20 protein-coding genes and 1 tRNA gene are annotated in these 23974 nt (G+C 69.4%); 12 read left to right on the forward strand and 9 right to left on the reverse strand.

Annotation, left to right across the window (positions count from 1 at the left end; all coding sequences use genetic code 11):
* Window positions 1-108 precede the first annotated feature (108 nt).
* Entirely contained in the window at window positions 109-294 is a 186-nt protein-coding gene (locus BY998_RS16735; protein ID WP_110352775.1) for a Flp family type IVb pilin, read from the reverse strand.
* 352 nt (window positions 295-646) lie between these two features.
* Here BY998_RS16735 and BY998_RS16740 point away from each other — a divergent pair, with 352 nt between their 5' ends.
* Window positions 647-1126 carry a pilus assembly protein N-terminal domain-containing protein gene (locus BY998_RS16740; protein WP_110352745.1) on the forward strand — a complete coding sequence of 160 codons (480 nt, stop codon included), beginning with the start codon at window positions 647-649 and terminating at the stop codon, window positions 1124-1126.
* Between the two features lie 15 nt (window positions 1127-1141).
* Here the strand turns inward: BY998_RS16740 and BY998_RS16745 are convergent, their stop codons facing one another.
* Window positions 1142-2683: a phosphomannomutase/phosphoglucomutase gene (locus tag BY998_RS16745; protein ID WP_181425543.1), complete on the reverse strand. Its 1542-nt coding sequence runs from the start codon at window positions 2681-2683 to the stop codon at window positions 1142-1144.
* Between the two features lie 219 nt (window positions 2684-2902).
* Here BY998_RS16745 and BY998_RS16750 point away from each other — a divergent pair, with 219 nt between their 5' ends.
* The 4 genes from BY998_RS16750 to nfi all read left to right on the forward strand — a co-directional run bounded on the left by BY998_RS16750 (window position 2903) and on the right by nfi (window position 6198).
* Window positions 2903-3589: a 50S ribosomal protein L25/general stress protein Ctc gene (locus BY998_RS16750; RefSeq protein ID WP_110352746.1), complete on the forward strand. Its 687-nt coding sequence runs from the start codon at window positions 2903-2905 to the stop codon at window positions 3587-3589.
* 105 nt (window positions 3590-3694) lie between these two features.
* On the forward strand, window positions 3695-4336 hold the full coding sequence (gene pth / locus BY998_RS16755) for an aminoacyl-tRNA hydrolase (RefSeq protein WP_110352747.1): 642 nt from the start codon (window positions 3695-3697) through the stop codon (window positions 4334-4336).
* Window positions 4337-4415: 79 nt separating this feature from the next.
* A complete protein-coding gene (ychF, locus tag BY998_RS16760) occupies window positions 4416-5513 on the forward strand; it encodes a redox-regulated ATPase YchF (protein ID WP_110352748.1) in 1098 nt (365 codons plus the stop codon).
* A gap of 22 nt (window positions 5514-5535) precedes the next feature.
* A complete protein-coding gene (nfi, locus tag BY998_RS16765) occupies window positions 5536-6198 on the forward strand; it encodes a deoxyribonuclease V (protein WP_110352749.1) in 663 nt (220 codons plus the stop codon).
* 141 nt (window positions 6199-6339) lie between these two features.
* Here the strand turns inward: nfi and BY998_RS16770 are convergent, their stop codons facing one another.
* Window positions 6340-7059, reverse strand: a complete 720-nt coding sequence (locus BY998_RS16770) for a hypothetical protein (RefSeq protein ID WP_110352750.1) — start codon at window positions 7057-7059, stop codon at window positions 6340-6342.
* A 211-nt stretch (window positions 7060-7270) separates the two neighbouring features.
* On the opposite strand from BY998_RS16770, the gene BY998_RS16775 reads away from it, so the two are divergent.
* Window positions 7271-8455, forward strand: coding sequence for a YihY/virulence factor BrkB family protein (locus tag BY998_RS16775; RefSeq protein ID WP_110352751.1), 1185 nt, complete (start codon window positions 7271-7273; stop codon window positions 8453-8455).
* A gap of 25 nt (window positions 8456-8480) precedes the next feature.
* On the opposite strand, the gene BY998_RS16780 is transcribed toward BY998_RS16775, so the two are convergent.
* Both BY998_RS16780 and BY998_RS16785 read right to left on the reverse strand, forming a co-directional pair.
* Window positions 8481-8999: a cupin domain-containing protein gene (locus tag BY998_RS16780; protein ID WP_110352777.1), complete on the reverse strand. Its 519-nt coding sequence runs from the start codon at window positions 8997-8999 to the stop codon at window positions 8481-8483.
* Window positions 9000-9151: 152 nt separating this feature from the next.
* Window positions 9152-9532, reverse strand: coding sequence for a hypothetical protein (locus BY998_RS16785; protein ID WP_110352752.1), 381 nt, complete (start codon window positions 9530-9532; stop codon window positions 9152-9154).
* 478 nt (window positions 9533-10010) lie between these two features.
* Between BY998_RS16785 and polA the strand changes: the two genes are divergently transcribed.
* Window positions 10011-13151, forward strand: a complete 3141-nt coding sequence (polA, locus tag BY998_RS16790; RefSeq protein ID WP_110352753.1) for a DNA polymerase I — start codon at window positions 10011-10013, stop codon at window positions 13149-13151.
* A gap of 171 nt (window positions 13152-13322) precedes the next feature.
* On the opposite strand, the gene BY998_RS16795 is transcribed toward polA, so the two are convergent.
* On the reverse strand, window positions 13323-13679 hold the full coding sequence (locus BY998_RS16795) for a helix-turn-helix domain-containing protein (protein WP_110352754.1): 357 nt from the start codon (window positions 13677-13679) through the stop codon (window positions 13323-13325).
* A 107-nt stretch (window positions 13680-13786) separates the two neighbouring features.
* Here BY998_RS16795 and BY998_RS16800 point away from each other — a divergent pair, with 107 nt between their 5' ends.
* Entirely contained in the window at window positions 13787-14533 is a 747-nt protein-coding gene (locus BY998_RS16800) for a glucose 1-dehydrogenase (RefSeq protein WP_110352755.1), read from the forward strand.
* A 277-nt stretch (window positions 14534-14810) separates the two neighbouring features.
* Here the strand turns inward: BY998_RS16800 and BY998_RS16805 are convergent.
* Together BY998_RS16805 and BY998_RS16810 are read right to left on the reverse strand one after the other, a co-directional pair.
* Window positions 14811-14886: transfer RNA gene (locus tag BY998_RS16805), tRNA-Ala, on the reverse strand.
* 200 nt (window positions 14887-15086) lie between these two features.
* Window positions 15087-17138, reverse strand: a complete 2052-nt coding sequence (locus BY998_RS16810; RefSeq protein WP_110352756.1) for an oligopeptide transporter, OPT family — start codon at window positions 17136-17138, stop codon at window positions 15087-15089.
* A gap of 183 nt (window positions 17139-17321) precedes the next feature.
* Here BY998_RS16810 and BY998_RS16815 point away from each other — a divergent pair, with 183 nt between their 5' ends.
* The 4 genes from BY998_RS16815 to egtD all read left to right on the forward strand — a co-directional run bounded on the left by BY998_RS16815 (window position 17322) and on the right by egtD (window position 20903).
* The gene (locus BY998_RS16815) at window positions 17322-17918 is read left to right on the forward strand and encodes an urea carboxylase-associated family protein (RefSeq protein ID WP_110352757.1); all 597 of its coding nucleotides are present in this window, start codon (window positions 17322-17324) and stop codon (window positions 17916-17918) included.
* A gap of 275 nt (window positions 17919-18193) precedes the next feature.
* Window positions 18194-18949: a guanitoxin biosynthesis heme-dependent pre-guanitoxin N-hydroxylase GntA gene (gene gntA, locus BY998_RS16820; protein ID WP_110352778.1), complete on the forward strand. Its 756-nt coding sequence runs from the start codon at window positions 18194-18196 to the stop codon at window positions 18947-18949.
* Window positions 18950-18951: 2 nt separating this feature from the next.
* Entirely contained in the window at window positions 18952-19968 is a 1017-nt protein-coding gene (locus BY998_RS16825) for a methyltransferase (RefSeq protein ID WP_110352758.1), read from the forward strand.
* The gene (gene egtD, locus BY998_RS16830; RefSeq protein WP_110352759.1) at window positions 19965-20903 is read left to right on the forward strand and encodes an L-histidine N(alpha)-methyltransferase; all 939 of its coding nucleotides are present in this window, start codon (window positions 19965-19967) and stop codon (window positions 20901-20903) included. The genes BY998_RS16825 and egtD overlap by 4 nt, the downstream gene beginning before the upstream one ends.
* 99 nt (window positions 20904-21002) lie before the next feature.
* Here egtD and fdhF read toward each other — a convergent pair whose 3' ends face one another.
* Complete coding sequence (gene fdhF, locus BY998_RS16835; protein ID WP_110352760.1) at window positions 21003-23972, reverse strand: formate dehydrogenase subunit alpha; 2970 nt, start codon at window positions 23970-23972, stop codon at window positions 21003-21005.
* Between the last annotated feature and the right edge of the window lie 2 nt (window positions 23973-23974).

A 23974-nucleotide genomic window follows, 5' to 3' on the forward strand; every position in this document is an offset into this window, starting at 1 on the left:
TCGATCTCGAGTAGGCTTCCTCTCACCGAAGCCCGGCCCGACTGAAACCAGTCGGGCGCGAAGCTCTCGGACCGAAGTGGTACCGCTTCCGGCACCGCCTCTGACGACTTACTGAATCTGCTTGGCCTTGGTGTCGAGCGACGTTCCCAGAGTTTCGAAGGCGGTCTTCAGCTTGCCCTGGAACGCGGTGAAGATGGCGACGACGGCGATGCCCATCATGGCAGCAACCAGGCCGTATTCGATGGCGGTGGCGCCGGACTCGTCGGCGATGAAGCGCTTGGTGATGTTCTTCACGATGATCTCCACTTGCTTATATCTGCTGGGTGACCGTCGGAAGTCTGTAAAGGCCCCGATCGGCGACGGGTTCAGGTGTAATCCCGACGCGTTGCGTTTGGGTTAAACCGATACCAGAGCCAAGGCCTCGTCTTCGAGTTTGTGCGCATGGGTTAATGGTCGGTTTCTCGGCTCCCTCGACTTGTCGTCGCGACACGCGACCGCAAGGCGCCCCCGGCCGAACGCCGGCCGGTTAGCGCTTCCTTCACCCCTTTCCTGCACCATTCGGGAAACCATAACCGTCTCGCGTCCGAAACCGCTTCGGGCTGCAGGGCGGCCCGCCGAACCCATCGCGCGACCGGACCGACCGCCCATGCCCCGCCTGCGCCCTGCCCTCGTCTCCGCGGCCGTTTCGGCGGCCATGGCCGTGTTCGCCCTCGCCGGGCCGGCCCGGTCCAACGAGACCGTGGCGCAGGGCACCGTCTCGGTGCTGGTCGACAACGCCAAGGTCATCCGCCTTCCGGAGAAGACGCAGACCGTGGTGGTGGGCAATCCGATGATCGCCGACATCACCCTGCAGAAGAACGGCGTCGTGGTGCTGACGGGAAAGAGCTTCGGCAGCACCAACTTGATCGCGCTCGACGGCAAGGGCGCCATGCTGGCCGAATCGACCATCAGCGTGCAGGCGCCGCAGGCGGCCATCATCACCGTGCAGCGCGGCCTCGATCGCGCCTCCTACTCCTGCACGCCGAACTGCCAGCCCTCGGTGCAACTCGGCGACGCGACGAAGTATTTCGAGGAAACGAGCAAGCAGGCCGAGGCGCGCCAGAGCATGGCGACCGCCAACAAGTAGGGCGCGCCGCGGCCCTCAGATCGTCTGGTTGTAGGCGCCCACCTCCGGGTGCTCGCGCAGCACGGTGTCGACCGCCGCGAACATCGCCCGCAGCCGCGCCTCCGAGACCGGGCTCTCCACGACGACGACCAGTTCCGGCTTGTTCGAGGAGGCCCGTACGAGGCCCCAGGTGCCGTCGTCGGTGGTGATGCGGACCCCGTTCACGGTCACGAGACCGGTGATGGCGTGGCCTCCCACCGGCTCGCCCGCCGCCTGAAGCGCCCGGAAGCGCTCGGTCACCGCCTCGACCACACCGTACTTCACCTCGTCGGCGCAGTGCGGCGACATGGTCGGCGAGCCCCAGGTCTTCGGCAGCGCCCGGTAGAGGTCGGCCATCGACCGACCGGGATTGCGGTCCAGCATCTCGAGCACGGCGATCGCCGTGAGCAGCCCGTCGTCGTAACCGCGCCCCACCGGTGCGTTGAAGAAGAAATGCCCCGATTTCTCGAAGCCGGCGAGGGCCGACAACTCGTTCACGCGCCGCTTGATGTAGGAATGGCCGGTCTTCCAGTAATCGGTGCGCACGCCCCGCGCCTGCAGCTCCGGATCGGCCGCGAACAGGCCGGTCGACTTCACGTCGACCACGAAGGTCGCGTTCGGATGCAGCCGTGACAGGTCACGGGCCAGCATGACGCCGATCTTGTCCGCGAAGATCTCCTCGCCCTCGTCGTCGACCACGCCGCAGCGGTCGCCGTCGCCGTCGAAGCCGAGGCCGACATCGGCGCCGGTCTCGCGCACCTTGGCGGCGATGGCGTGCAGCATCGCCATGTCCTCGGGATTGGGATTGTAGCGCGGGAAGCTGTGATCGGGCTCGACATCGAGCGGGATCACCTCGACGCCGAGCCGCTCGAGGAGGGCGGGCGCGAAGGCTCCCGCCGTGCCGTTGCCGCAGGCGGCCACGACCTTGAGCTTTCGGGTGACGGGCTTGGTGCGCGCGACGAGATCGTCGAGATAGGTCTGCGCGAAACCTGCAACGAACTCGTAGGAGCCGCCCTCGCGATAGCGGAACTCGCCCCGGGTCACGATCTCCTTGAGGCGGGTCATCTCGTCGGGACCGAAGGTCATGGGGCGCTCGGCGCCCATCTTCACGCCGGTCCAGCCGTTGTCGTTGTGGGAGGCCGTGACCATCGCCACGCAGGGGCAATCGAGGGCGAACTGGCCGAAATAGGCCATGGGCGAGAGCGCGAGCCCGATATCCCTCACTCGCAAACCCGCCGCCTGCATGCCGGCGATGAGGGCGAGCTTGATGGAGGAGGAATAGGCCCGGAAATCGTGACCTGTGACGATATCGGGGCGTACGCCGCGCTCATGGATCAGAGTGCCGAGACCGAGCCCCAGCGCCTGCACGCCCATCAGGTTGATCTCCTGCGGGAAGAGCCAGCGGGCGTCGTACTCGCGAAAGCCGGTCGGCTTGACCATCGGCCCCTGCTCGAAGGCGAAGGTGTTGGGCTCAAGCTTCGCAACCGGCTTGGGAAACACCTGGGACATCGTGGGGTCCTTCGCGGCGGGGTGGGCCATCCGTCCTATCCGCGCCGGCCACCCAGGGGAAGCCTGGCCGGACGGGCCCTCCCGCGCAGAGACGCAAAACCATTGCCATGCCGGGCCATTGCCTGTATGGGCCGCCTCGCGCCCTCGAGACACCCTTGGAGGCACGGGCGCGCTGGGGAACGGTCGGGCCGTCCGCTTCGGGCGGCCTTTGTCGTTGGCCCAGGCCATCATTTCGAAAAGGATCACGCCATGAGCGCCACCAAGACGCTTGAGGCCGTGGCACGCGACCGGGTCGGCAAGGGGGCCGCCCGGGCCGTTCGTCGCCAGGGCCAGATTCCCGCCGTCATCTACGGCGGCAACCAGGCCCCGCAGGCCATCGCCATCGACCTCATCCGCGCCCGCACCCTGATCTACGCCGGTGGCTTCAAGACCACCGTGTTCGAGATCACCGCCGGCGGCAAGAAGACCCGCGCGATCCCGCGCGACTACCAGCTCGACCCGGTTTCCGGCGTGCCGCTGCACGTCGACTTCCTGCGCGTCGTCGCCGGCCAGACCGTCACGGTCGACGTTCCGGTCCACTTCGTGAACGAGGACGCGGCGCCGGGCATCAAGAAGAACGGCGGCACGCTCAACGTCGCGCTGCACACGGTCGCGCTCGACGTGGCCCCCGACCAGATCCCGGACGCGATCGAGGTCGACCTCACCGGCCGCGAGATCGGCGACGTGATCCACGCCTCCGACCTGCGCCTGCCGGCCGGCACCTATACCGGCGAGCCGACCGACACGGTCGCCAACGTCCTGCCGCCGACGGTGCTCGGCGCCGAGGTCGAGGCCGAGGAGGCCGCGCTTGCCGAGGCGCAGTCCGCCGAGTCCGCCGAGGAGAAGGCGGACGCCGAGGCCGAGGCCACCAACGAGAAGAACGAGACCGAGGCGTAAGCCGCGGCGGGCGCCGTCCGGCACCCGCTCCTTGCGCATCCATCGATGCCCCGGCCGCCCGGCCGGGGCATTTCCATTTGTCGGGGCATGGGATCGGGGGCGCGGATGCGGCTCATCGTCGGCTTGGGAAATCCCGGCTCGCGCTACGCACGCAACCGCCACAACATCGGCTTCATGGCCGTGGACGAGATCGCCCGCGTCCACCGGGCGAGCCCGTTCCGCCGCCGCTTCCAGGGCGAGGCGGCCGAGGTCACGCTGGGGTCGGAACGCGCCATCCTGCTCAAGCCCCAGACCTTCATGAACGAATCCGGCCGCTCGGTCGGCGAGGCGCAGCGCTTCTTCAAGATCCCGCTCGCCGACGTGATCGTGCTGCACGACGAACTCGATCTGGCCCCGGCCAAGCTCCGGGTGAAGCTCGGCGGCGGCAATGCCGGGCATAACGGCCTTCGCTCGATCACGGCGCTCTGCGGCAACGATTACCGCCGCGTCCGCCTCGGCATCGGCCATCCCGGCGACAAGGCGCTGGTGCATTCCTACGTGCTCAACGACTTCGCCAAATCGGAGGAGCCCTGGGTCGAGGATCTCTGCCGGGCCAGCGCCGACCACGCCCCCCTGCTCGCGGCGGGCGAGGATGCGAGCTTCCAGAACAAGGTGCATCTCGCCATGGCCGGACGCGGCTGGGACGCGGTGAAGACGCCCGCCGAGGCCGGCAAGGCCAAGGCCAAGGATGCGCGCGACGCGAATTGACACGAGCCCACCGGACCCCGATGGAGCGGGCTTCCGGGCGCGGCTCCCGACCGATCACAACGGACAGCTAGGACCAGCCATGGGCTTCAAATGCGGCATCGTCGGCCTGCCGAACGTCGGCAAGTCGACCCTCTTCAACGCGCTCACGCAGACGGCCGCGGCCCAGGCCGCGAACTACCCGTTCTGCACGATCGAGCCGAATGTGGGCGAAGTCGCCGTGCCCGATCCCAGGCTCGATGACCTCGCCCGGATCGCCTCCTCCAAGGAGATCATCCCGACGCGGCTGACCTTCGTGGACATCGCCGGCCTCGTGCGCGGCGCGTCGAAAGGCGAGGGTCTCGGCAACCAGTTCCTCGCCAACATCCGCGAGGTGGATGCCATCGCCCACGTGGTGCGCTGCTTCACCGACGGCGACGTGACCCATGTCGAGGGCAAGGTCGATCCGATCGCCGACATCGAGACCATCGAGACCGAGCTGATGCTGGCCGACCTCGACAGCCTGGAGAAGCGCGTGGTGGCGCTGGAGAAGCGCGCCAAGGGTGCGGACAAGGAGGCCAAGGAGTTCCTCGACCTCGTGAACCGCGCCCTGCCGCTGCTGCGCGACGGCAAGCCCGCGCGCCTGGTGGAGCGGAAGGCCGACGAAGAGCGGCTGTTCCAGCAGCTCGGCCTGATGACGGCCAAGCCCGTGCTCTACGTCTGCAACGTCGACGAGGGCGATGCCGACAAGGGCAATGCCTACTCGCAGACGGTGTTCGAGCGGGCGAAGGCCGAGGGCGCAGTCGCCGTGGTCGTCTCGGCCAAGATCGAGAGCGAGATCGCGGTGATGCCGGCGGCCGACCAGGGCGACTTCCTGGAAGCCGTGGGGCTGACCGAGCCGGGCCTGAACCGGGTGATCCGCGCGGGCTACGACCTGCTCGGCCTCGTGACCTACTTCACCGTCGGCCCGAAGGAGGCCCGCGCCTGGACGATCACCAAGGGCACCCGGGCACCGGCCGCCGCGGGGGTGATCCATACCGACTTCGAGAAGGGCTTCATCCGCGCCGAGACGATCGCCTTCAAGGATTACACCACTTTGAACGGCGAGTCCGGCGCCCGCGATGCCGGCAAGCTGCGGCTGGAGGGCAAGGAATACGTGGTGCAGGACGGCGACGTGCTGCATTTCCGCTTCGCCAACTGACGGGCAGCCGGAGTCGCGCCGCTTGGAGCTGCATCCGCGCCACGCCTGGGATCTGACGCCGGAGGCGGCGGTTGCCCTGCAGCGCGCGCTGCGCGGCGAGATCGTGGCCGACCGGCCCATCGATCTCGCCCGGGTGCGGCTGGTGGCCGGTGTCGACGTGAGCGTGAAGAACGAGCGCTCGCGCGCCGCCATCGTGGTGTCGACCTTTCCGGACTTCCGCGTGGTCGAGACGGCCACGGCCGAGCGGCCGACGCCGTTTCCCTACATCCCGGGTCTCCTGAGTTTCCGGGAAGGCCCGGTGCTGGAGGAGGCGTTTGGCCGCCTGCGCGCCGAGCCCGACGTGTTCCTGTTCGACGGCATGGGCACGGCTCATCCGCGCCGCATGGGCATCGCCAGCCATATGGGTTTGTGGCTGGAGCGCCCGACGCTCGGCGTCGGCAAGACCCGGCTGGTGGGCACGAACGCGCCGCTGGCCGAGGAGAAGGGGGCGCAGGTGCCGCTCGTCCACCGCGGCGAGACGATCGGCGCGGTCGTGCGCACGCGGACGGGCAAGCACCCGCTCTTCATCTCGCCGGGCCATCTGGCCGACATTCCGAGCGCGGTTGCGCTCGTGCTCGCCTGCGCCCCGAAATTCCGCCTGCCCGAACCGATCCGGCTCGCGCACCGGGCCGCGGGCGATTTCTGACCGGATCGACCCGGCCGTCATCGCGAGCGTCAGCAAGGGATCCGGGGGCGCGGCCTCTCCGGAGTGCGCGGCGCCCTGGATCGCTTCGGCTTCGCCTCGCGAGTGACGGCTGGGTCTACGAAGCGACGATCCGAGCCGGATTCAGCGCGCCGTCTGCCAGGGGGTGATCACCCGCGTCGGCATCGGCCCCGCCTCGGCTTGCGCCTGGCGGCTCAGCGCCTCGATATCCTCGCGCGGGGCGAGGCGGCGGGCCTTGGCCAGCACCTTGCGGGCCTCGTCGGCCGGCATGGCGCCGTGCGGCACCATCATCGCCAGCAGCTGGCGGCGGGTCTTCGCATCGATCGAGCGGGCCTGCTTCACATCCTCGAAATCGGCCATGCGGTGGCGCGCCCGCTTGGCCCCGCGACCGCTCGCCTCTCTTCCGGTGAACACCTTGGGGCCGCCGGGCATCACCACGATATCGCCCGGGCGCAGGGTTTCGTCCCGCAGGAGCGCCGCCGTCGGATTGGCGGCGATCGCCTTGGAATCGACCGGCTGCTTGCCGCTGATCCCGTCGCCATCCTCCTTGGTCAAGGCGCCGGCCTTCGGCAGGGCGGCGTAGCGGACCTTCGGCCGGCTGCGCTCGACCCCACTGCGATGCCGCTTCCAGCGATAGCGCTCGTTCACCTCGCCGCCATAGACATGGATCGGCGCGACCGTCGCCGGGGCGGGCGCGGCCTGCTGGGGCGCGAAGAGTTGCTGAAACAGGCCGCCGAGGCCGCCCTCCTGCGCGTGGACGCCGGCAGCGGTGGAGAGGATGAGGGCGGACGAGGCCAGGACGAGCGCGAAGCGACGTCCGGAGCGGGGCAGGGTCGAAGGCATCGACGGCTCCTGAAGCGAGGCGGTCGCGTTCGACCGATGCGCTATCAACAAGAGGCCGAACTGGGCGGTTCCGACGGGAGCCCGGCGCAAATGTGGATTTTTCATGAAGAATCCGAAATCTCGCCGCTCACGCTTGTGTGAACCTCAGGTCGGGCCGGTCGGTTGCTGAAGCGTGTCGCGGTTTCCCGCGGCGGCCGGAGCCGAGCCATCGATGTCCCAACCCGACTCTGCCCTCCCCGTCCCGACCCCGCCGCCCGATCTGCGCTATCCCACCCTGTGGGCGTTGACGCTCAGCGCCGCCCTGATCGGCCTCGTCGCCCTGCCCCGGCGGCAGGGAATGCCGATCTCTGCCGGGTCGGGTCGGCCCGCGAAGGGTGACGGGGCGGGCGGCGACGGCGCGCGCCGGGAATCGCCTTCGCACGAGGGCGGCGACGCCCATCGCGTCGCGCAGACGGAGCGGCATCGCGGCCGGGCCGCGGACTCGCCGACCGAAATGCCGGCGGCGGGCTGGAAGGACATCCTCAAGCGCACCTACGCGGATATCGGCGAGAACCGACTCACTCTCGTCTCGGCGGGGGTGACCTTTTTCGTGCTGCTCGCGATCTTCCCGGCCATCGCGGCGCTCGTCTCGGTCTACGGGCTGATCGCCGACGTCTCGACCATCAACCAGCAGATCGAAGCCTTGCGCGGCGTGCTGCCCCCGGGCGGCGTCGACATCGTCGCCGAGCAGGTGAAGCGGCTCACAGAGAAGGGCGACACCACCCTCGGCCTCACGGCGCTGTTCGGCATCGTTCTGTCGGTCTGGAGCGCCAACGGCGGCGTCAAGCACGTCTTCGATGCGCTCAACCTCGTCTACGGCGAGCGCGAACGCCGGGGCTTCTTCAAGCTCAACCTGGTCTCGCTGGCCTTCACGGCGGGCGCCCTGCTCTTCGTGGTGTTGGCTCTGGTCGGCATCGTCGCGGTGCCGGTGGCGATCCAGACCCTCGGCCTCTCGGCGGATGCGTGGTGGCTCGCGCTGCTGCGCTGGCCCATCCTGTTCGTGATCGTGATCGTGATGCTGGCGGTGCTCTACCGCTACGGCCCGAGCCGGGACGCGCCGCGCTGGCGCTGGGTGACGCCGGGGGGCAGCGTCGCCGCCTTCCTGTGGCTGGCCGGTTCGCTGCTGTTCTCTTGGTACGTCTCGAACTTCGGCAGCTACGACAAGACCTACGGCTCGCTCGGCGCGGCCATCGGCTTCATGACCTGGATCTGGCTCTCGACCACGATCGTGCTGCTCGGCGCCCAGCTGAACGCCGAGACCGAGCACCAGACCGCCGAGGACACCACCGTGGGTCAACCGCAGCCGCTGGGCACCCGCGACGCCCGCATGGCCGACACGGTGGGGGCCTCCGCCTGAAGGCAGTGCCCCCCTCCCCTGCCGCTCAGTTCCTGGCCTTGCTCGGATCGTCGGCCGGATCGAGATAATCGACTCCGAACGGGCCGCTGCCGTTGACCTGGAGGATGACGGGCTCGCCCGTCGTCCAGAGGGCGTGCGGCATCTTCTCGGGCAGGAAGACGAAGCCGCCGGCTCGCAACTCGGCACCCTTCGACTTGTCGATCTTGGTGCCGTGCTGGTGGAAGATGGAGCCCGACAGGATCGTCAGCGTCTCCGCCTTCGAATGGGTATGGGGGGCGATCACCGTATCGGCGGGGAAGCGGATCCGCAGCACGAACGGGCCGGGCTTCGCGGGATCGCCGGCGAGGGCGCTGATCTCCGTGCCCTTGGGCAGGTCGGGCGGCCCCTTCTCCCATTTGACGGCGGCGCCGTCCGGCAAGGTCACCGTGCCGGGACCATCGCCATGCGCCGCGCCCGCCGCCCGGGCAGCGGTGCCGGGTGCGGCGAAAGCAAGGGCGACCGTAAGGGTGAGTGCCGCGGCGCCCAGGCGTGAGGCGAGCTTCATGTCCGTCCCTCCCTTGGAGATCCGCATCCTACCGCGCCTGTCCGGGCGGTGAAAATCGACCTTCCGTTCGCCAGCGGATCTGAGCGGCACACAAAAGCGAACGGCGGGGCTCGCGCCCCGCCGTCCAGCCGTCCTCAGCGATGAAGCCGGTCTCAGTAGGCCGTGCGGCCGTAGCCGACCGGGCGCTCCTGATAGGCGGTGTAGCCGGCCGGGCGGCGGACCGAGCCCGTCACCACGTCGTCGACCGCACCCGCGGTGCCGCCGACCACGCCGCCCACGACATTGCCCGCCGCGTTCACGGTACCGCCGACGATGGTGCCGGCCGCATTGACGGTGCCGCCGACCAGATTGCCCACGCCGCCGAGAAGGCCACCCCGCTCCCGCGGCGGGTCGATATGCGCGCCCCAGACGTTGAGCGTGCCGTCGCGGTTGTAGCTGGCGCTGTCGGAATAGACGCTCTGAGCGAGGCTCGGAGTCGCGGCGAGGCCGAGCGCCAGGGCGAGAGCTGCGGTGAGCTTGCTGCGGTTCGTCATGATCGATCCTTTTTCCGATGAGCGAGCGGGGAAGCGGCAGCTCCGAGCCAGTCGTCCGGCCCAGTGCCGCAGCCGCTCTTCTTTCGATGGACCTGATCTGGAGCTGATCCTGCGCAGGACAACACACAGTTTGTCGCAGTGCAGCATCGATATATTTCGAAATGATCGATAGACGCTTGAATTTTGTTTCCGCGACATCGCGCGCGCCGCAAATCAGGCCGCCGCATCAACGGGTTTCCGACGCAGCGACACGCTCGACCCGTGCAGTGCAGCATCGCACATGCGGCCTGATTTCAGCGCCGCGTCGGGTCTTTTTCCCGCGCCATCACCGGCAAGCTGCGCCATGGAACGCGAAGAGAACCGGGGACCTGCGGCATTTCCCGGCGCCGGGGCAATGTCCCGGGTGGGCCAAAATGCTCTATGCATCGGCCCTGGCCCTGCCGAGGGCCTTCCGTGTTCGCCGATGGCTGTTCGACCGATGACCGACGAGACGCAAGCGAAGCCGGCCGCTCCCGTGGGCGCCGAGGACCGGGTGATCCTCGTCGACGGCTCGTCCTTCATTTTTCGCGCATACTTCCAGTCGATCAATCAGGACCAGAAGTACAACACGCGTCCGAGCGACGGCCTGCCCACCGGCGCCGTGCGCCTGTTCTGCACCAAGATCGCCCAGTTCCTTCAGGACGGCGCGGCGGGCGTGAAGCCGACCCATCTCGGCATCGTCTTCGACAAGTCCGAGGGCTCGTTCCGCAAGGAGCTGTTCCCCGACTACAAGGGCCATCGCCCCGACGCGCCGGACGACCTCAAGCGCCAGATGCCGTTGATGCGCGACGCCGTGCGCGCCTTCGGCCTGCACGCGGTGGAGTTGGAACGCTACGAGGCGGACGACCTGATCGCGACCTACGCGCGTCAGGCCGAGGCTCGGGGCGCCGAGGTCATCATCGTGTCCTCCGACAAGGACCTGATGCAGCTCGTCTCGGACAGAATCCGCTTCTACGACTTCGAGTCGGGCGCCAAGGGCAAGCCCGGCTACCGGCCCGAGCGCAACCTCGACCGCGAGGCGATCATCGCCAAATGGGAGGGCCTCACCCCGGAGCAGATCGGCGACGCGCTGGCGCTGATCGGCGACACCTCCGACAACGTGCCCGGCGTGCCCGGCATCGGCCTCAAGACGGCGGCCGCGCTCATCAAGGAATACGGAAGCCTGGAGCAACTTCTGGAGCGGGCGGCCGAGATCAAGCAGCCCAAGCGCCGGGAGATGCTGCTCGCCAACATCGACCAAGCGAAACTCTCGCGCCGCCTGGTGGCGCTCGAAGAGAGCGTGCCCGTCCCCGTGCCGCTCGACGAACTCGGCGTGCCGGAGCCCGATCCGCAGAAGCTCGTCGGCTTCCTCAAGGCGATGGAGTTCAACACCCTGACGCGGCGCATCGCGCAGATGCTCCATGTCGATCCCGAGGCGGTGAAGCCCGATCCGGCGCTGCTGCCGGGCGCGCAGCCCCACGCCTACACCAACGCGGCGGGCGGCAGCGACGCGGTGCCGTTCTTCGGCGACGCGGTGCCGGTCGATCCCGAGACCGCGGCGGCACCCGAGCGCACGGACGGCGCGGCGCCGCCGGAAGCCGGCGAGGCCGACCCCTTCGCCGATCTCGACCTGCCGGACGAGGCTCCGAAGAAGCGCGGCCCAAGCGAGCCGACGCCCTCGTCGCTGGTCGCCGCCCGCGCGGCGGAAGCCGTGAAGCCGTTCGACACGAGCGCCTACGAGACGATCTCCACGGTGGAGCAGCTGGAAGCCTGGATCGCCGAGAGCTACGAGGCTGGCGTCATCGCGGTCGATACCGAGACCGATGCGCTCGATGCGGCCAAGGCGGGCCTCGTCGGCGTCTCGCTCGCCACCGCGCCGGGTCGGGCGGCCTACATTCCGCTGGCCCACGTCAAGCCCGAGGTGAAGGGCGGCGACCTTTTCGGCGGAGGAGGCGCGGAGGCGGATGCCTCGGACATGCAGCCCGACCAAATCGATTTCGACACCGCACTGCGGCTGCTCAAGCCGCTGCTGGCCGATCCCGGCACGCTCAAGGTCGGCCAGAACCTGAAATACGACCTCTCCGTCTTGCGCCGCTACGGCCTCGACGTGACGCCCTTCGACGACACCATGCTGATCTCCTACGTGCTCGACGCCGGCAAAGGCGGGCACGGCATGGACGAACTGGCCCGCCGCCATCTCGGCCACCAGCCGGTCACCTTCGCCGACGTGGCCGGCACCGGCCGCAACAAGGTCACCTTCGACCGTGTGGCGATCGACAAGGCGACGGCCTACGCGGCCGAGGACGCCGACGTCACCCTGCGCCTGTGGCGGATGATGAAGCCGCGCCTCGTCGCCGAGCGGCGGGTGACGGTCTACGAGACGCTGGAGCGCCCCCTGGTGCCGGTGCTGGCCCGGATGGAACGGGAGGGCATCCGCATCGACCGCGAGATGCTGAGCCGGCTCTCGGGCGACTTCTCGCAGATCCTGGCCCGCCTCGAGGAGGAGATCCAGGAGGACGCGGGCGAGAAATTCCAGGTCTCGTCCCCGAAGCAGATCGGCGACGTGCTGTTCGGCAAGATGGGCCTGCCCGGCGCCAAGAAGACGCCGTCGGGCCAGTGGGCCACGCCCGCTACGCTGCTCGAAGAGCTGGCCCAGGCCGGCCACGACCTGCCGAAGAAGATCCTGAACTGGCGCCAGCTCTCCAAGCTGAAATCCACCTACACCGACTCGCTGCAGGTGCATGCGGACCGCGAGACCAACCGCATCCACACCTCCTTCGCGCTGGCCGCCACCACCACGGGCCGGCTCTCCTCCTCGGACCCGAACCTCCAGAACATTCCCGTGCGCACGGAGGAAGGCCGGCGCATCCGCCGGGCCTTCGTCGCCCCGCCCGGGCACAAGCTGATCTCGGCCGATTACAGTCAGATCGAGCTGCGCCTGCTCGCCCACATGGCCGACATCCCGCAGCTGCGCGAGGCCTTCGAGCAGGGGCTCGACATCCACGCGGCCACCGCCTCGGCGATGTTCGGCGTGGCGCTCGACCAGATGACCAGCGATCTGCGGCGCCGGGCCAAGACCATCAATTTCGGCATCATCTACGGCATCTCGGCCTTCGGCCTGGCCGACCGGCTCGGCATCGGCCGGGAAGAGGCTTCCGCCTTCATCAAGCAGTATTTCGAGCGGTTTCCCGGCATCCGCGACTACATCGACACCACCAAGCGCTCCTGCCGCGAGAAGGGCTACGTCACCACCCTGTTCGGGCGCGTCTGCCACTACCCGCAGATCCGCTCCAACAACCCGTCGGAGCGGGCGAGCGTGGAGCGCCAAGCCATCAACGCCCCGATCCAGGGCACCGCCGCCGACATCATCCGCCGGGCCATGGTGCGGATGGAGGATGCGCTCGCAGCAAAAAAGCTCACCGCGCGCATGCTGCTGCAGGTGCACGACGAACTCGTGTTCGAGGTGCCCGACGACGAGGTGGAGGCGACGATCCCCGTGATCTCGCACGTCATGGAAGAAGCCCCCGCCCCGGCTCTGACCCTGAGCGTTCCGCTGGTGGTGGAAGCGCGGGCGGCGGGGAACTGGGAAGAGGCGCACTGAGCGGCGTTCGACGGCTCTGCGGGTACGGATTCGGCGTCGCGCTGCTGGACTTGCCCCGCCTGACGGCGCGCAACGACGGCGCAGGTTTTTCGCCACCCTCGCGCGGCGGAGCCGAAGCAATCCTGCGGTGCGAGTTGCCCGGATCGCTCGCGCCGCCGCCGATCGGCGCGGCTACGCCCCTTCCGTCTTGCCCGCAGTCCCGCATCCCTGCGAGGCGTAGGCGCTCATGATCGCGCCGAGCAGGCCCGGAAAGCGGGCCTCCACCTCGGCGCAGCGCGAGTGGTTGCGCATCTCGACGCCCTGACGCTCGGACCTGATCAACCCGGCCTCGCGCAGCACCTTGAAGTGGCTCGACAGCGACGATTTCGGGATCACCCGGTCCCCGAGCGCGGAGAGGGACGCACAGGCTTGAACGCTGCCCGCGCCCGAGATCCGCGCAAAGATCGCCGCGCGGGACGGATCGGACAGCGCGTGCAGGATCGCTTCCGGGCGGACATCCTCAATCGCGGGGTGAACCAGTGGCCTCATCTTTCAAACATGTGGGGACTTGAAGCACACTCTACTAGTTCCGAAATTCCGAACTATGGGACCAAGGCAGCCATTCCGGTGCCGTCCCGGAGTCCAGGATAGCACAGATGGCAAAGCTTGACGGGAAGGTCGCGGTGGTGACCGGCGCATCGAAGGGCATCGGCGCGGCCATCGCCAAGGCGTTGGCGCGGGACGGCGCGGCGGTTGTGGTGAACTACGCGTCGAGCCGGGCCGGCGCGGACGCCGTCGTCGATACGATCACTTCGGCCGGCGGCCGGGCCGTCGCGGTGCAGGGCGACGTTTCCAAGGCTGCGGAGGCGCGCGGACTGATCGAGGCGGCGGTGGCGCAGTTCGGCCGGCTGGACGTGCTGGTCAACAATTCCGGCATCTACGAATTCGCGTCCATCGAGGAGGTGACCGAGGAACATTACCGGCGCCTCTTCGACGTGAACGTGCTGGGTGTCCTGCTCACGACCCAGGCGGCGACTTCGCATCTCGGGGAAGGCGGCAGCATCATCAACATCTCGTCGGTCGCCGCCAGCGTGCAGCCGGTCGCCTCGGCGGTCTATAGCGGCACGAAAGGCGCCGTGAACGTCATTTCGGGCGTGCTGGCCAACGAGTTGGCCCCGCGCAAGATCCGGGTCAACGTGGTCAGCCCGGGCTACGTGGTGACCGAGGGCACCCACACGGCCGGCATCGCCGGCTCGGAGATGGAGGCCGGAATGGTCGCCCAAACCCCACTCGGCCGCGCCGGCCGGCCGGACGACATCGGCGGGGTCGTCGCCTTCCTCGCCTCCGACGAGGCCCGCTGGGTGACCGGGGAGGACATCAACGTCGGCGGCGGCGTGCGCTGACGCAGGCGCCCGATCGAAACGCGGAGACGTGCCTGGGGCGGGGGCGTTCCCCGCCTCGGTGAGAGGCCGCATTCGGTTCGGGGCGCGAGCGCTCCGGATCGCGGATCGCCGAAATGCAGGCGCACTTCGCTCTCGGCGGGTCCGGCGTTCCGTACTGTGCAGAATGATCGAGAGGCAGCAGAGGTCCGCCGCGCGCTTCGGCAGCAGACACGCGTCGCGCCGCATCGTTCCATGAACGATGCCAAACTGCTTCTGATTCAGAGCTAAGAAAGTATGATGGTGGAGCCTAACGGGATCGAACCGATGACCTCTTCCATGCCATGGAAGCGCTCTCCCAGCTGAGCTAAGGCCCCATCATTTTGGCCGTGACCGTCTCCGGTCTCTGGCGTCGGCGTCGGTGGTGTGTGCCGCGTCGATGGGCGGTTCTATAAGCGGAGGATCGGCGGGACTCAACCCCCTTTTCGCGGGGCGGTTCGACTTTTTGAGCCGCCTCGACATCCGGCTCCGGGCGCGTCATCGCGGCCGCCCGCGCGCGACGATCCGGGGCCGGAGCTCACGCATGGCGGCCCTTCGTATCGGCGTCGGCCGGATCCGGGCGCGAGGCGATGCGGTAGAACGCAGCCAGCACCAGCGCGAAGACGGCGAGGCTGAGCCAGGGCGTCGCCCCGCCGAGAGCGCCTCCGGCGAAGGCCAGCGAGGCGCTGCGGCCGCTCAAGGTGTCGGCCGCGGCGAGCAGCACGCCGACGACGCTCTCGCCGACGAGGAAGCCCGAGGCCAGCAGCACGCCCCGGCGCCGTCCGCTCCCCCGGGCCTCCTCGTCCGCTCCGCGCAGGCGGCGCTCGGCGAGGCGCCCGACGAGGCCGCCGAAGGCGATGGTGACCACCACCTCCAGCGGAAGATACATGCCGATCCCGACGGTGAGCGCCGGGAAGGAGCGTCCGCTGCGCCGCAGGCGCGACTCCAGGGCGACGAGCAGTGCGCCGAGCACCGCGCCCGTCGCCACCATCGACCAGGGCAGTTCGCCGCGCACGATGCCGCCGGCGATCTGGGTCATCAGGGCGGCCTGGGGCGCGGGCAGCGCCGCGGAGGCGTCCATGCCCTCCCGCGGCAGGGCGCCGACGAAGCCGTAGGCGTTGTAGAGCAGGCCGAGGAGCGGGGCGATCACCAGGGCGCCGACGCCGACGCCCACCCCGAGCGCGACCTGCTGGCGCCAGGGCGTGGCATCGACGAGCTGGCCGGTCTTGAGATCCTGAAGGTTGTCGTTGGCGATGGAGGCGGTCGTCACGACGACGGAGGCCAGGAGTAGGGCGGCCGCGACGACGAAGCGCTCACCCTCGGGCCCGGCGGCGCGGCCGAGCAGGAGCGGCAGCAGCAGGGCTGCGAGCAGCGTCGTCAGGATGCCGATGCCGGAGATCGGCGAGGAGGAGGAGCCGAGCAGGCCGGCGAGGTAGCCGCAGGCCGCCGCCATCAGGAAGCCGAAGACGACGGTGAACAGGGTGGCCACCGCCACCAGGGCCAAGCGCAGGCCGCCCAGCTCCGCTCCCGCGCTGAAGTGGAAGAAGAGCCAAGCCAGCGGCAGGGCGAGCAGAAGGGACGAGCCCGCGATCCAGGTGATCGGCAGGTCGCGCTCCTGACGCGGCAGCTCGCGCAGGGCGTGCCCACCGCCCTGCGCGGCGCCGAAGGCGGAGCGGATGCTCCCGAGGATCGAGCGGCCGAGCGAGGCCACCGTCCAGATCGCGCCGACGGCGATGATGCCGGCACCGATCAGGCGGACCTTGTCAGACCAGACCGCCCGGGCCGCGGCCTCGGCCCCCTCCCCGCCCGCACCGTCGCCGAAGGCCGTCAGCAGCGGCACGGCGATGCCCCAGGCCAGACCCACGCCGACGAGGAGGGCGAGGCAGGCGCCGAGCCCCACGAGGTAGCCGACGCCGACGAGCGCGGGTGAGAAACCGGTGGCGAGGCGGAACAGGGCCGGGCCCGCGGCCAGCGTTGTATGGAGCCCGTCGGCCAGCAGCCGGAAGCCGGTGGTGGCCAGCCCGATCGCCCCGCCCGCGCCGACCGCGCTGAGCAGGATGCGCAGGCCGCCGCGGTCGCCCGCCTCGCCCGCATGCAGCACCTCGGCGGCGGCCGTGCCCTCGGGATAGGGAAGGCCCGCCCCCATCACCAGGGCGCGCCGCAGGGGAATCGAGTAGACGAGGCCGATCAGCCCGCCGACGAGGCAGACCGCCGTGGTCTCCCAGAAGGGGAAGCCGTGCCAGTGGCCGATCAGCACGAGGCCCGGCAGGACCAGGATGACGTTGCACAGGGTGCCCGCCGCAGACCCTTGCGTCTGGACGATGTTGTTCTCGAGGATGCCGGAGCCGCCGAACAACCGCAGCAGGCCCATGGCCAGCATCGCCGCCGGGATCGAGGTCGAGAAGGTGACGCCGGTCTTCAGCCCCATATAGAGGTTGGCGGTCATGAACACGACCGTGATGACCGCGCCGAGCAGAAGGCCGCGCAGGGTCAGCTCCGCGCCGTGACGGGACGAGCCAGGCGCATCCCGGCCGGACTTCGGGCCGGCCTCGGCCTGCGGGCGGAAGCGTTCTTCGGGTCGGGCGTCCACGGGCAGAGCTCTCCGGTCTCGCCCCGGGGCGGGACGCTCGCATTTGTCGGGAACCCGAGGGCGGGTTCATCCGATCCCCTGTCGCGCCGCCATCTGCGGCCAAGCCTGTCCCGCGCCTGACGGCCGGGATCGGCGCGACATGGGGCGGGCGCGATCCCGCCATCAATCAGGAGCGAACGACGAATGAGCCAGACGGTGCGCCACGAGATCCCGCCGCGCTCGGGGGCCGCCTTCACCCTCGATCGCGGGCAGCGCCTCACCGTCATCGATCCGCTGGGCGAGCAGGTCGCCGACCTTGTGGCCTTCCGCCGGGACGACCTCGACGAGGTGATCTCCTCGGGCCGCACCATCGACTACGCGTCGCGGATCTTCCTGACGGCGGGCGACCCGATCTACTCGAACCGCTCGACCGTGCTCCTGCGCATCGTCGAGGATACGGTGGGGCGGCACGATTTCCTGCTCACGCCCTGCTCGGCCGACACCTTCCGGATCATCTACGGCGAGGAGCACCCGCACCGGGGCTGCTTCGGCAATCTCGCCGAGGCCCTCGCGCCCTACGGCATCGGACCCGACCGGATTCCGGTCGCCTTCAACGTCTTCATGCACGTCACCGTCGACGGCACGAGCGGCGAGATCGCCGTGAAGCCGCCGCTGAGCCGGGCCGGCGACTGGGTGAGCTTCGTGGCCGAGACCGATCTCATCATCGGCCTGACGGCCTGCTCGGCGCCGCAATCGAACAACTTCTCCTTCAAGCCGATCCAGTACGAGATCGAGTCCTGACGGCATCAGACCCGGCGCCGGGAGAGTCACGGGAAAGTCCGCGCTACGATGTCGCGGCAAATCAAGAAGACACGCAGATGAGCGCGTCACCGTAGCTTTCCGGATATCCCCAGCTTCGGCGGAACAATGGCACCGCGATGCGGTTCCCCGCGCAGTTCATCTTCATCGAGGTCCGGCTCGACAGCCTAAGAGCCGGCTTTCCTCTCACGGGCGCCACGGCGCCGGACACAGGGTCCGGCGCCCGGTCTTCGCTCGTCCGCTCCGCACGAGGTGTCATGCTGCTGCCTACCGACGACACCGGTCATCCGCTCGCTGAACGGTTCCGGCACTTCATCCGACAACAGCCCTTCCCCTGCGTCGGCGCCAAATCCGCCCTTTCCCGCGGTCAGATGAAGGTTCTGGTCGCCGGCGACATCGCCTCCGAGCGGGATGATGCGCGGATCTACCCGGCGCTGCTCGCCTTCATCTGCCGCTACCGCGCCCGCCGCGACCTGTTCCAGAGCTTCGCCGTCGTGTTCGAAGGCCCGCGCCGCCTCAGTGAGGAGGCGTTCGAGGCCGCCCTGTGGAAGCGGATGCAGTCCCTGTCCGATCGCGACAGCGTTCTCGGGCATTCCCAGGATCCCCGTGTCTCGGCCAACCCGGACGATTCCCACTTCTCGATGAGCCTCGGCGGCGAGGGCTTCTTCATCGTCGGGCTGCATCCGGGCGCGAGCCGGAAGGCGCGCCGCTTCGAGAGACCGGTCCTGGTGTTCAACCTGCACGACCAGTTCGAGCGCCTGCGGGCGGAGGGGCGCTACGAGCGCCTGCGCGACTCGATCGTCGAGCGGGACGTGGCCTGGGCCGGCTCGGCCAACCCGATGCTCGCGCAGCACGGCGAGCGCTCCGCCGCGCGTCAGTTCAGCGGCCGGGCGGTGCCCGACGATTGGGTCTGCCCCTATCACCGCCGCGAGGAGGTGCGCGAATGGGATGCGCAGCAGGTCGCCGCTGACCTGCGCTCGGGCGCATTCGTCGCCGGACAGATGGAGGGTTGAGGATGAGCGTGGCCGAGCTTCGGACCCGCCCTGCCCCCAACGACGAGGCTGCGCCCCGGAGCCGCGAGGAGGCGCTTCTCGCCCTCCTGCGCGCGGTGCGCGAGAGCGGCTATCGCTTCACCACGGTGACGCCGGCGACCCATGCCCGGGTCAATGGGCGGCCTCAGAACGCCGCCGCGCGCTCCCTGCGGGACGTCCTGGGCTGGAGCCGGCCGTTCCGCGAAGGCGTGATCCCGGCCGAACTGACCGCGTTGATGGAGCGCGCCGGCGTGCTCGACCGATCGGAGGACGTCGAAGGCGCGCTCCTGAAGGCGCGCATCCGCCTCTCCAGCCTCGACGACGAGTTGTTCCTGCATGCGGCCTACCCGCCGCTCGCCGCCGACGCCGTGTTCTTCGGCCCCGACACCATGCGCTATGCCGGCGCCGTGCTCGAGCATCTGGAGGAGCGGGCGCGCGCCGGAAAGCCGGCGCCGCGGCGGATCGTCGATATCGGCTGCGGCTCGGGCGCCGCCGGCATCCTGGTCGCCAAGCGACTGCCGGAGGCGGAGATCATCCTCGTCGACATCAATCCGGCAGCCCTGCGGGCGGCGCGGACCAATGCCCGACTCGCGGGGGTGGACAACGTCACGGCCCTCCACAGCGACATGTTGCGCGATGTCGAGGGCTCCTTCGACCTGATCACCTCCAATCCGCCCTTCATGGTGGATGCGGGGGGCCGGGCCTACCGCCACGGCGGCGGCCCCCTCGGGGCAGGCCTGTCCCTGCGCGTCGTCGAGGCGGCGGCCGAGCGGCTGGCGCCCGGCGGAAGCCTCGTCCTCTTCACCGGCTCGGCGATCGTGGAGGGCGAGGACGGTTTTCGCGCGGAAGCCGAGACGATCTGCGCCCGAGCCGGGCTCGACGCGTCCTACCGCGAGTTCGATCCGGACGAGTACGGCGAGGAGCTCGACGATCCGGGCTATGCCGAGGCCGAGCGCATCGCGCTGGTGATCCTCACCGCCACGCGTCCCACCGCACGATGAGCGGCGCGGACGAAGACGAGCGCGCCGAGTTTCTGCGGGATGCGCTCGCCGGCCTCTCCGGGCGGCCGAAGACGCTGCCCGGCAAGTACCTCTGGGACGAAACCGGCTCCGACTTGTTCGACCGGATCTGCTCGCATCCCGACTACTATCCGACCCGACGCGAGATGACGCTGCTGCCGCGGGTCGCGAGGGAGGTGGCCGCCCTCGTCGGGTCGCGGGTCAGCGTCGTGGAATTCGGAAGCGGGGCGAGCCGCAAGATCCGCACCCTGCTCGATGCGCTCGACGCGCCGGCCGCCTACGTCGCCCTCGACATCTCGAAAGCCTATCTCGAAGCGGCCGTGGCCCGCCTCGCGCCGGACTATCCCGGCGTGGCGATGACGCCGGTCTGCGCCGATTACTCGAAGCCGGTGCAGCTTCCGCACGGGGCCGCTCCCCGTCCGCTTCTCGGCTTCTTTCCCGGCACCACAATCGGGAACTTCGCTCCGGAGCAAGCCCGCAACTTCCTGGAACGCGCGCGGGAGACACTGGGGCCGAGCCATTTCCTGATCGGTGCCGACCCGACGCGGGACGCGCCGCGCCTGGGCCGGGCCTACGGCGCAGCGGGCGGCCTGATGGGAGATTTCCACCTCAACCTGATCGCGCGGATGAACCGGGAACTCGGCAGCGACTTCGATCGCACCAATTTCCGGCACGAGGCGCGCCTATGCGACGACCCCTTCCGGGTCGAGGCGCATCTCGTGGCGAGCGCGCCGGCCCGCTACCGGCTCGGTGGGCAGACGATCGCCTTCGAGGCCGGCGAGAGCATCCGCACCGATACCTCCCACAAATACGCGCCCGAGGCGTTCCAGACGCTCGCCGCCTCGGCCGGCTGGGAGCCGGTTCGCCTCTGGGTCGATGACGACAGCGGCTTCAGCCTTCACCTGCTGAAGGCGTGAGCCGGGCTCGGTTCCGAACACCTGGAACTGAAAACTTGGCTGTCGGCACTCGGACGGGCGGCGCGCCATGACGCGTCGCCCGTCCGCGGAAACCGCCAGCTACTCCGCCGCCATCGGAGCCGCCTCCACGGGCACGACGCGCGCCGCGCAGAACTTGAACTCCGGGATCTTGCCCAACGGATCGAGGGCGGGGTTCGTCAGGAGGTTGGCGGCGGCCTCGGCGTAGCAGAAGGGCATGAAGATCATGCCCGCGGGCACGTCCCGGTCGGAGCGGACCTTCAGCTCGACGGCGCCGCGCCGCGTCTCCAGCCGCATCGACCCGCCCGGCCGGAGACCGAGGCGGTAGAGCTCCTTGGGTGCCATGAACGCCACCGCCTCGGGCTCCAGTGCGTCGAGCACGCCCGCGCGCCGGGTCATCGAGCCGGTATGCCAGTGTTCGAGCACGCGGCCGGTCGAGAGCACCATCGGGAACTCGTCGTCCGGCACCTCGTCCGGCGGCACGATCGCCGCGGGCACGATCTTGGCGCGTCCGCTCTCGGTCGGGAAGCCGGCATAGAAGATGATTTCGTTGCCGGGCTGGTCCGGGGCATCGACCGGGTAGGTCACCGCCCCCTCGCGCTCCAGGCGCTCCCAGGTGATGTTGTTGAGAGACGGCATCACCTGCGCCATCTCGGCGAAGATGTCGGCCGGGCCGCCGTAGTTCCAGTCGAGGCCGAGGCGCCGGGCCAGTTCCTGGATGATCCACCAATCCTGGCGCGCGTCGCCGGGCGGCGCGACGACGGGCTGGGCGATTTGCACGCGCCGGTCGGTGTTGGTGAAGGTGCCGGCCTTCTCGGCAAAGGCCGAGGCCGGCAGCACCACGTCGGCGTGGAAGGCCGTCTCGGTCAGGAACAAGTCCTGCACCACGAGATGGTCGAGCATCGCCAGCGCGTGGCGGGCGTGGTTGAGGTCGGGGTCGGACATCGCCGGGTTCTCGCCCTCGACGAACATGCCCCGGATCTCGCCCGCGTGGATCGCGCGCATGATCTCGACCACGGTGAGGCCCCGCTGAGGGTCGAGGGACTGGCCCCAGAACTCCTCGAACAGCTCGCGCACCGCGTCCTTTTCGACCGACTGATAGTCCGGGTAGACCATCGGGATCAGGCCGGCATCGGACGCGCCCTGGACGTTGTTCTGGCCGCGCAGGGGATGCAGGCCGGTGCCCGGACGGCCGATCTGGCCGGTGATGAGGGCGAGCGCGATCAGGCAGCGCGAATTGTCGGTGCCGTGGACGTGCTGGCTGACGCCCATGCCCCAGAAGATGAGCGAGGACTTGGCCCGGGCGTAGAGCCGCGCGACCTCGCGCAGGGTCTCGGCGTCGATGCCGCAGACCGAGGCCATCTTCTCGGGCGTGAAATCGACGATCTTCTCGCGCAGAGCCTCGAAGTTCTCGGTGTAGCCGGCGATGTACTGCTCGTCGTAGAGCCCTTCCGTGACGATCACGTTGAGCATCGCGTTGAGCATCGCCACGTCGGAGCCGGGGCGGAAGGCGAGGTGCCGGTAGGCGTGGCGCGAGAGCGTCTGGCGCCGCGGGTCCATGATGATCAGCTTGGCGCCGCGCTGCTTCACCGCGTTCTTGAGGAAAGTCGCGGCGACCGGATGGTTCACGGTCGGGTTGGCGCCGATGACCACGATCACCTCGGCGTCGAGCGCCGCCGCGAAGGGCGCCGTGACGGCGCCGGAGTTCAGGCCCTCCATCAGCGCCGCCACCGACGAGGCGTGGCAGAGCCGCGTGCAGTGATCGACGTTGTTGGTGCCGAAGCCGAGCCGGACCAGCTTCTGGAAGAGGTAGGCCTCCTCGTTCGAGCCCTTGGCCGAGCCGAAGCCCGCCAGCGCCTTGCGCCCGTTCGTGTCGCGGATCGCCTTGAGGCCGCCGGCGGCGCGGTCGAGCGCCTCCTCCCACGTCGCCTCGCGGAAATGGGTCCAGGGATTGGCCGGATCGACCTGATCGTTGGCGTCCTTACCCACGTTCTCCAGGCGGATCAGCGGCACGGTGAGGCGATGGGGGTGGTGGACGTAGTCGAAGCCGAAGCGGCCCTTCACGCAGAGCCGGTTCTGGTTGGCCGGTCCGTTCACGCCCTCGGCGTAGACGATCCGCTCGTCCTTGACCTTGTAGGAGACCTGGCAGCCGACGCCGCAATAGGGGCAGAGCGACTTCACCTCGCGGTCGGGATAGACGGTGCGGGTCTGGTTGGCGTCGAGATAGGCGGCCGGCATCAGCGCGCCGGTCGGGCAGGCTTGGACGCACTCGCCGCAGGCGACGCAGGTGGAGGCGCCCATCGGATCGTCGAAGTCGAACACGACCTTGGCGCCGGCGGCGCGGTAGGCCATGCCGATCACGTCGTTGACCTGCACCTCGCGGCAGGCGCGAACGCAGAGATTGCACTGGATGCAGGCGTCGAGGTTGACGCTCATGGCCGGGTGGCTGACGTCGCTGGTCCAGCGCTCGGCCGCCGGGAAGCGGCTCTCGGTCACGTCGAGGACGTCGGCCTGCACCCAGAAATGCGAGGACGGGTCGTGCGAGGTCGCGCGCTCGGGCTGGTCGGCGACCAGCAGTTCGAGCACCATGGCGCGGGCCTTGGTGGCGCGCTCGGTGGCCGACTTCACCTTCATGCCGATGGCGGGCGTGCGCTTGCACGAGGCGGCGAGCACGCGCTCACCCTCGATCTCGACCATGCAGGCGCGGCAATTGCCGTCCGGGCGGTAGCCGGGCTCGGGCTTGTGGCAGAGATGCGGGATATGCGTGCCGAGGCGCTTGGCGACCGCCCAGATCGTCTCGCCGGGCTGCGCCTCGACCTGCTGGCCGTCGAACTCGAAGGTGATGGTCGCGGGCGCAGTCGGGCCGTCCGTGATGCCGTAGGTGCCGGAAGGGTCGGGCGCGGCCTGACCGCCGGACTTGGCGCCCTGCGAATAAGCGCCGCCGGAGGTCGATGGCGCGCCCCGTGCCGGCCCGCCGGCATCCTGGCGTCCGTCGGCGCGAATCTCGGGCTGTTCGATTTTGTTGCCGTGCGGTTCGGGGCCGTTGCTCATGC

Origin of the sequence: Methylobacterium sp. B4 (genome assembly GCF_003201865.1) — a bacterium.
In the GTDB taxonomy this organism is placed as follows: Bacteria; Pseudomonadota; Alphaproteobacteria; order Rhizobiales; family Beijerinckiaceae; genus Methylobacterium.

Coding starts and splice junctions, on each gene's coding strand:
- BY998_RS16740 (WP_110352745.1), top strand. CDS start 647: ATGCCCCGCCTGCGCCCTGCCCTCGTCTCCGCGGCCGTTTCGGCGGCC.
- BY998_RS16745 (WP_181425543.1), bottom strand. CDS start 2,683: ATGGCCCACCCCGCCGCGAAGGACCCCACGATGTCCCAGGTGTTTCCC.
- BY998_RS16750 (WP_110352746.1), top strand. CDS start 2,903: ATGAGCGCCACCAAGACGCTTGAGGCCGTGGCACGCGACCGGGTCGGC.
- pth (WP_110352747.1), top strand. CDS start 3,695: ATGCGGCTCATCGTCGGCTTGGGAAATCCCGGCTCGCGCTACGCACGC.
- ychF (WP_110352748.1), top strand. CDS start 4,416: ATGGGCTTCAAATGCGGCATCGTCGGCCTGCCGAACGTCGGCAAGTCG.
- BY998_RS16770 (WP_110352750.1), bottom strand. CDS start 7,059: ATGCCTTCGACCCTGCCCCGCTCCGGACGTCGCTTCGCGCTCGTCCTG.
- BY998_RS16775 (WP_110352751.1), top strand. CDS start 7,271: ATGTCCCAACCCGACTCTGCCCTCCCCGTCCCGACCCCGCCGCCCGAT.
- BY998_RS16780 (WP_110352777.1), bottom strand. CDS start 8,999: ATGAAGCTCGCCTCACGCCTGGGCGCCGCGGCACTCACCCTTACGGTC.
- BY998_RS16785 (WP_110352752.1), bottom strand. CDS start 9,532: ATGACGAACCGCAGCAAGCTCACCGCAGCTCTCGCCCTGGCGCTCGGC.
- polA (WP_110352753.1), top strand. CDS start 10,011: ATGACCGACGAGACGCAAGCGAAGCCGGCCGCTCCCGTGGGCGCCGAG.
- BY998_RS16795 (WP_110352754.1), bottom strand. CDS start 13,679: ATGAGGCCACTGGTTCACCCCGCGATTGAGGATGTCCGCCCGGAAGCG.
- BY998_RS16800 (WP_110352755.1), top strand. CDS start 13,787: ATGGCAAAGCTTGACGGGAAGGTCGCGGTGGTGACCGGCGCATCGAAG.
- BY998_RS16815 (WP_110352757.1), top strand. CDS start 17,322: ATGAGCCAGACGGTGCGCCACGAGATCCCGCCGCGCTCGGGGGCCGCC.
- gntA (WP_110352778.1), top strand. CDS start 18,194: ATGCTGCTGCCTACCGACGACACCGGTCATCCGCTCGCTGAACGGTTC.
- BY998_RS16825 (WP_110352758.1), top strand. CDS start 18,952: ATGAGCGTGGCCGAGCTTCGGACCCGCCCTGCCCCCAACGACGAGGCT.
- egtD (WP_110352759.1), top strand. CDS start 19,965: ATGAGCGGCGCGGACGAAGACGAGCGCGCCGAGTTTCTGCGGGATGCG.
- fdhF (WP_110352760.1), bottom strand. CDS start 23,972: ATGAGCAACGGCCCCGAACCGCACGGCAACAAAATCGAACAGCCCGAG.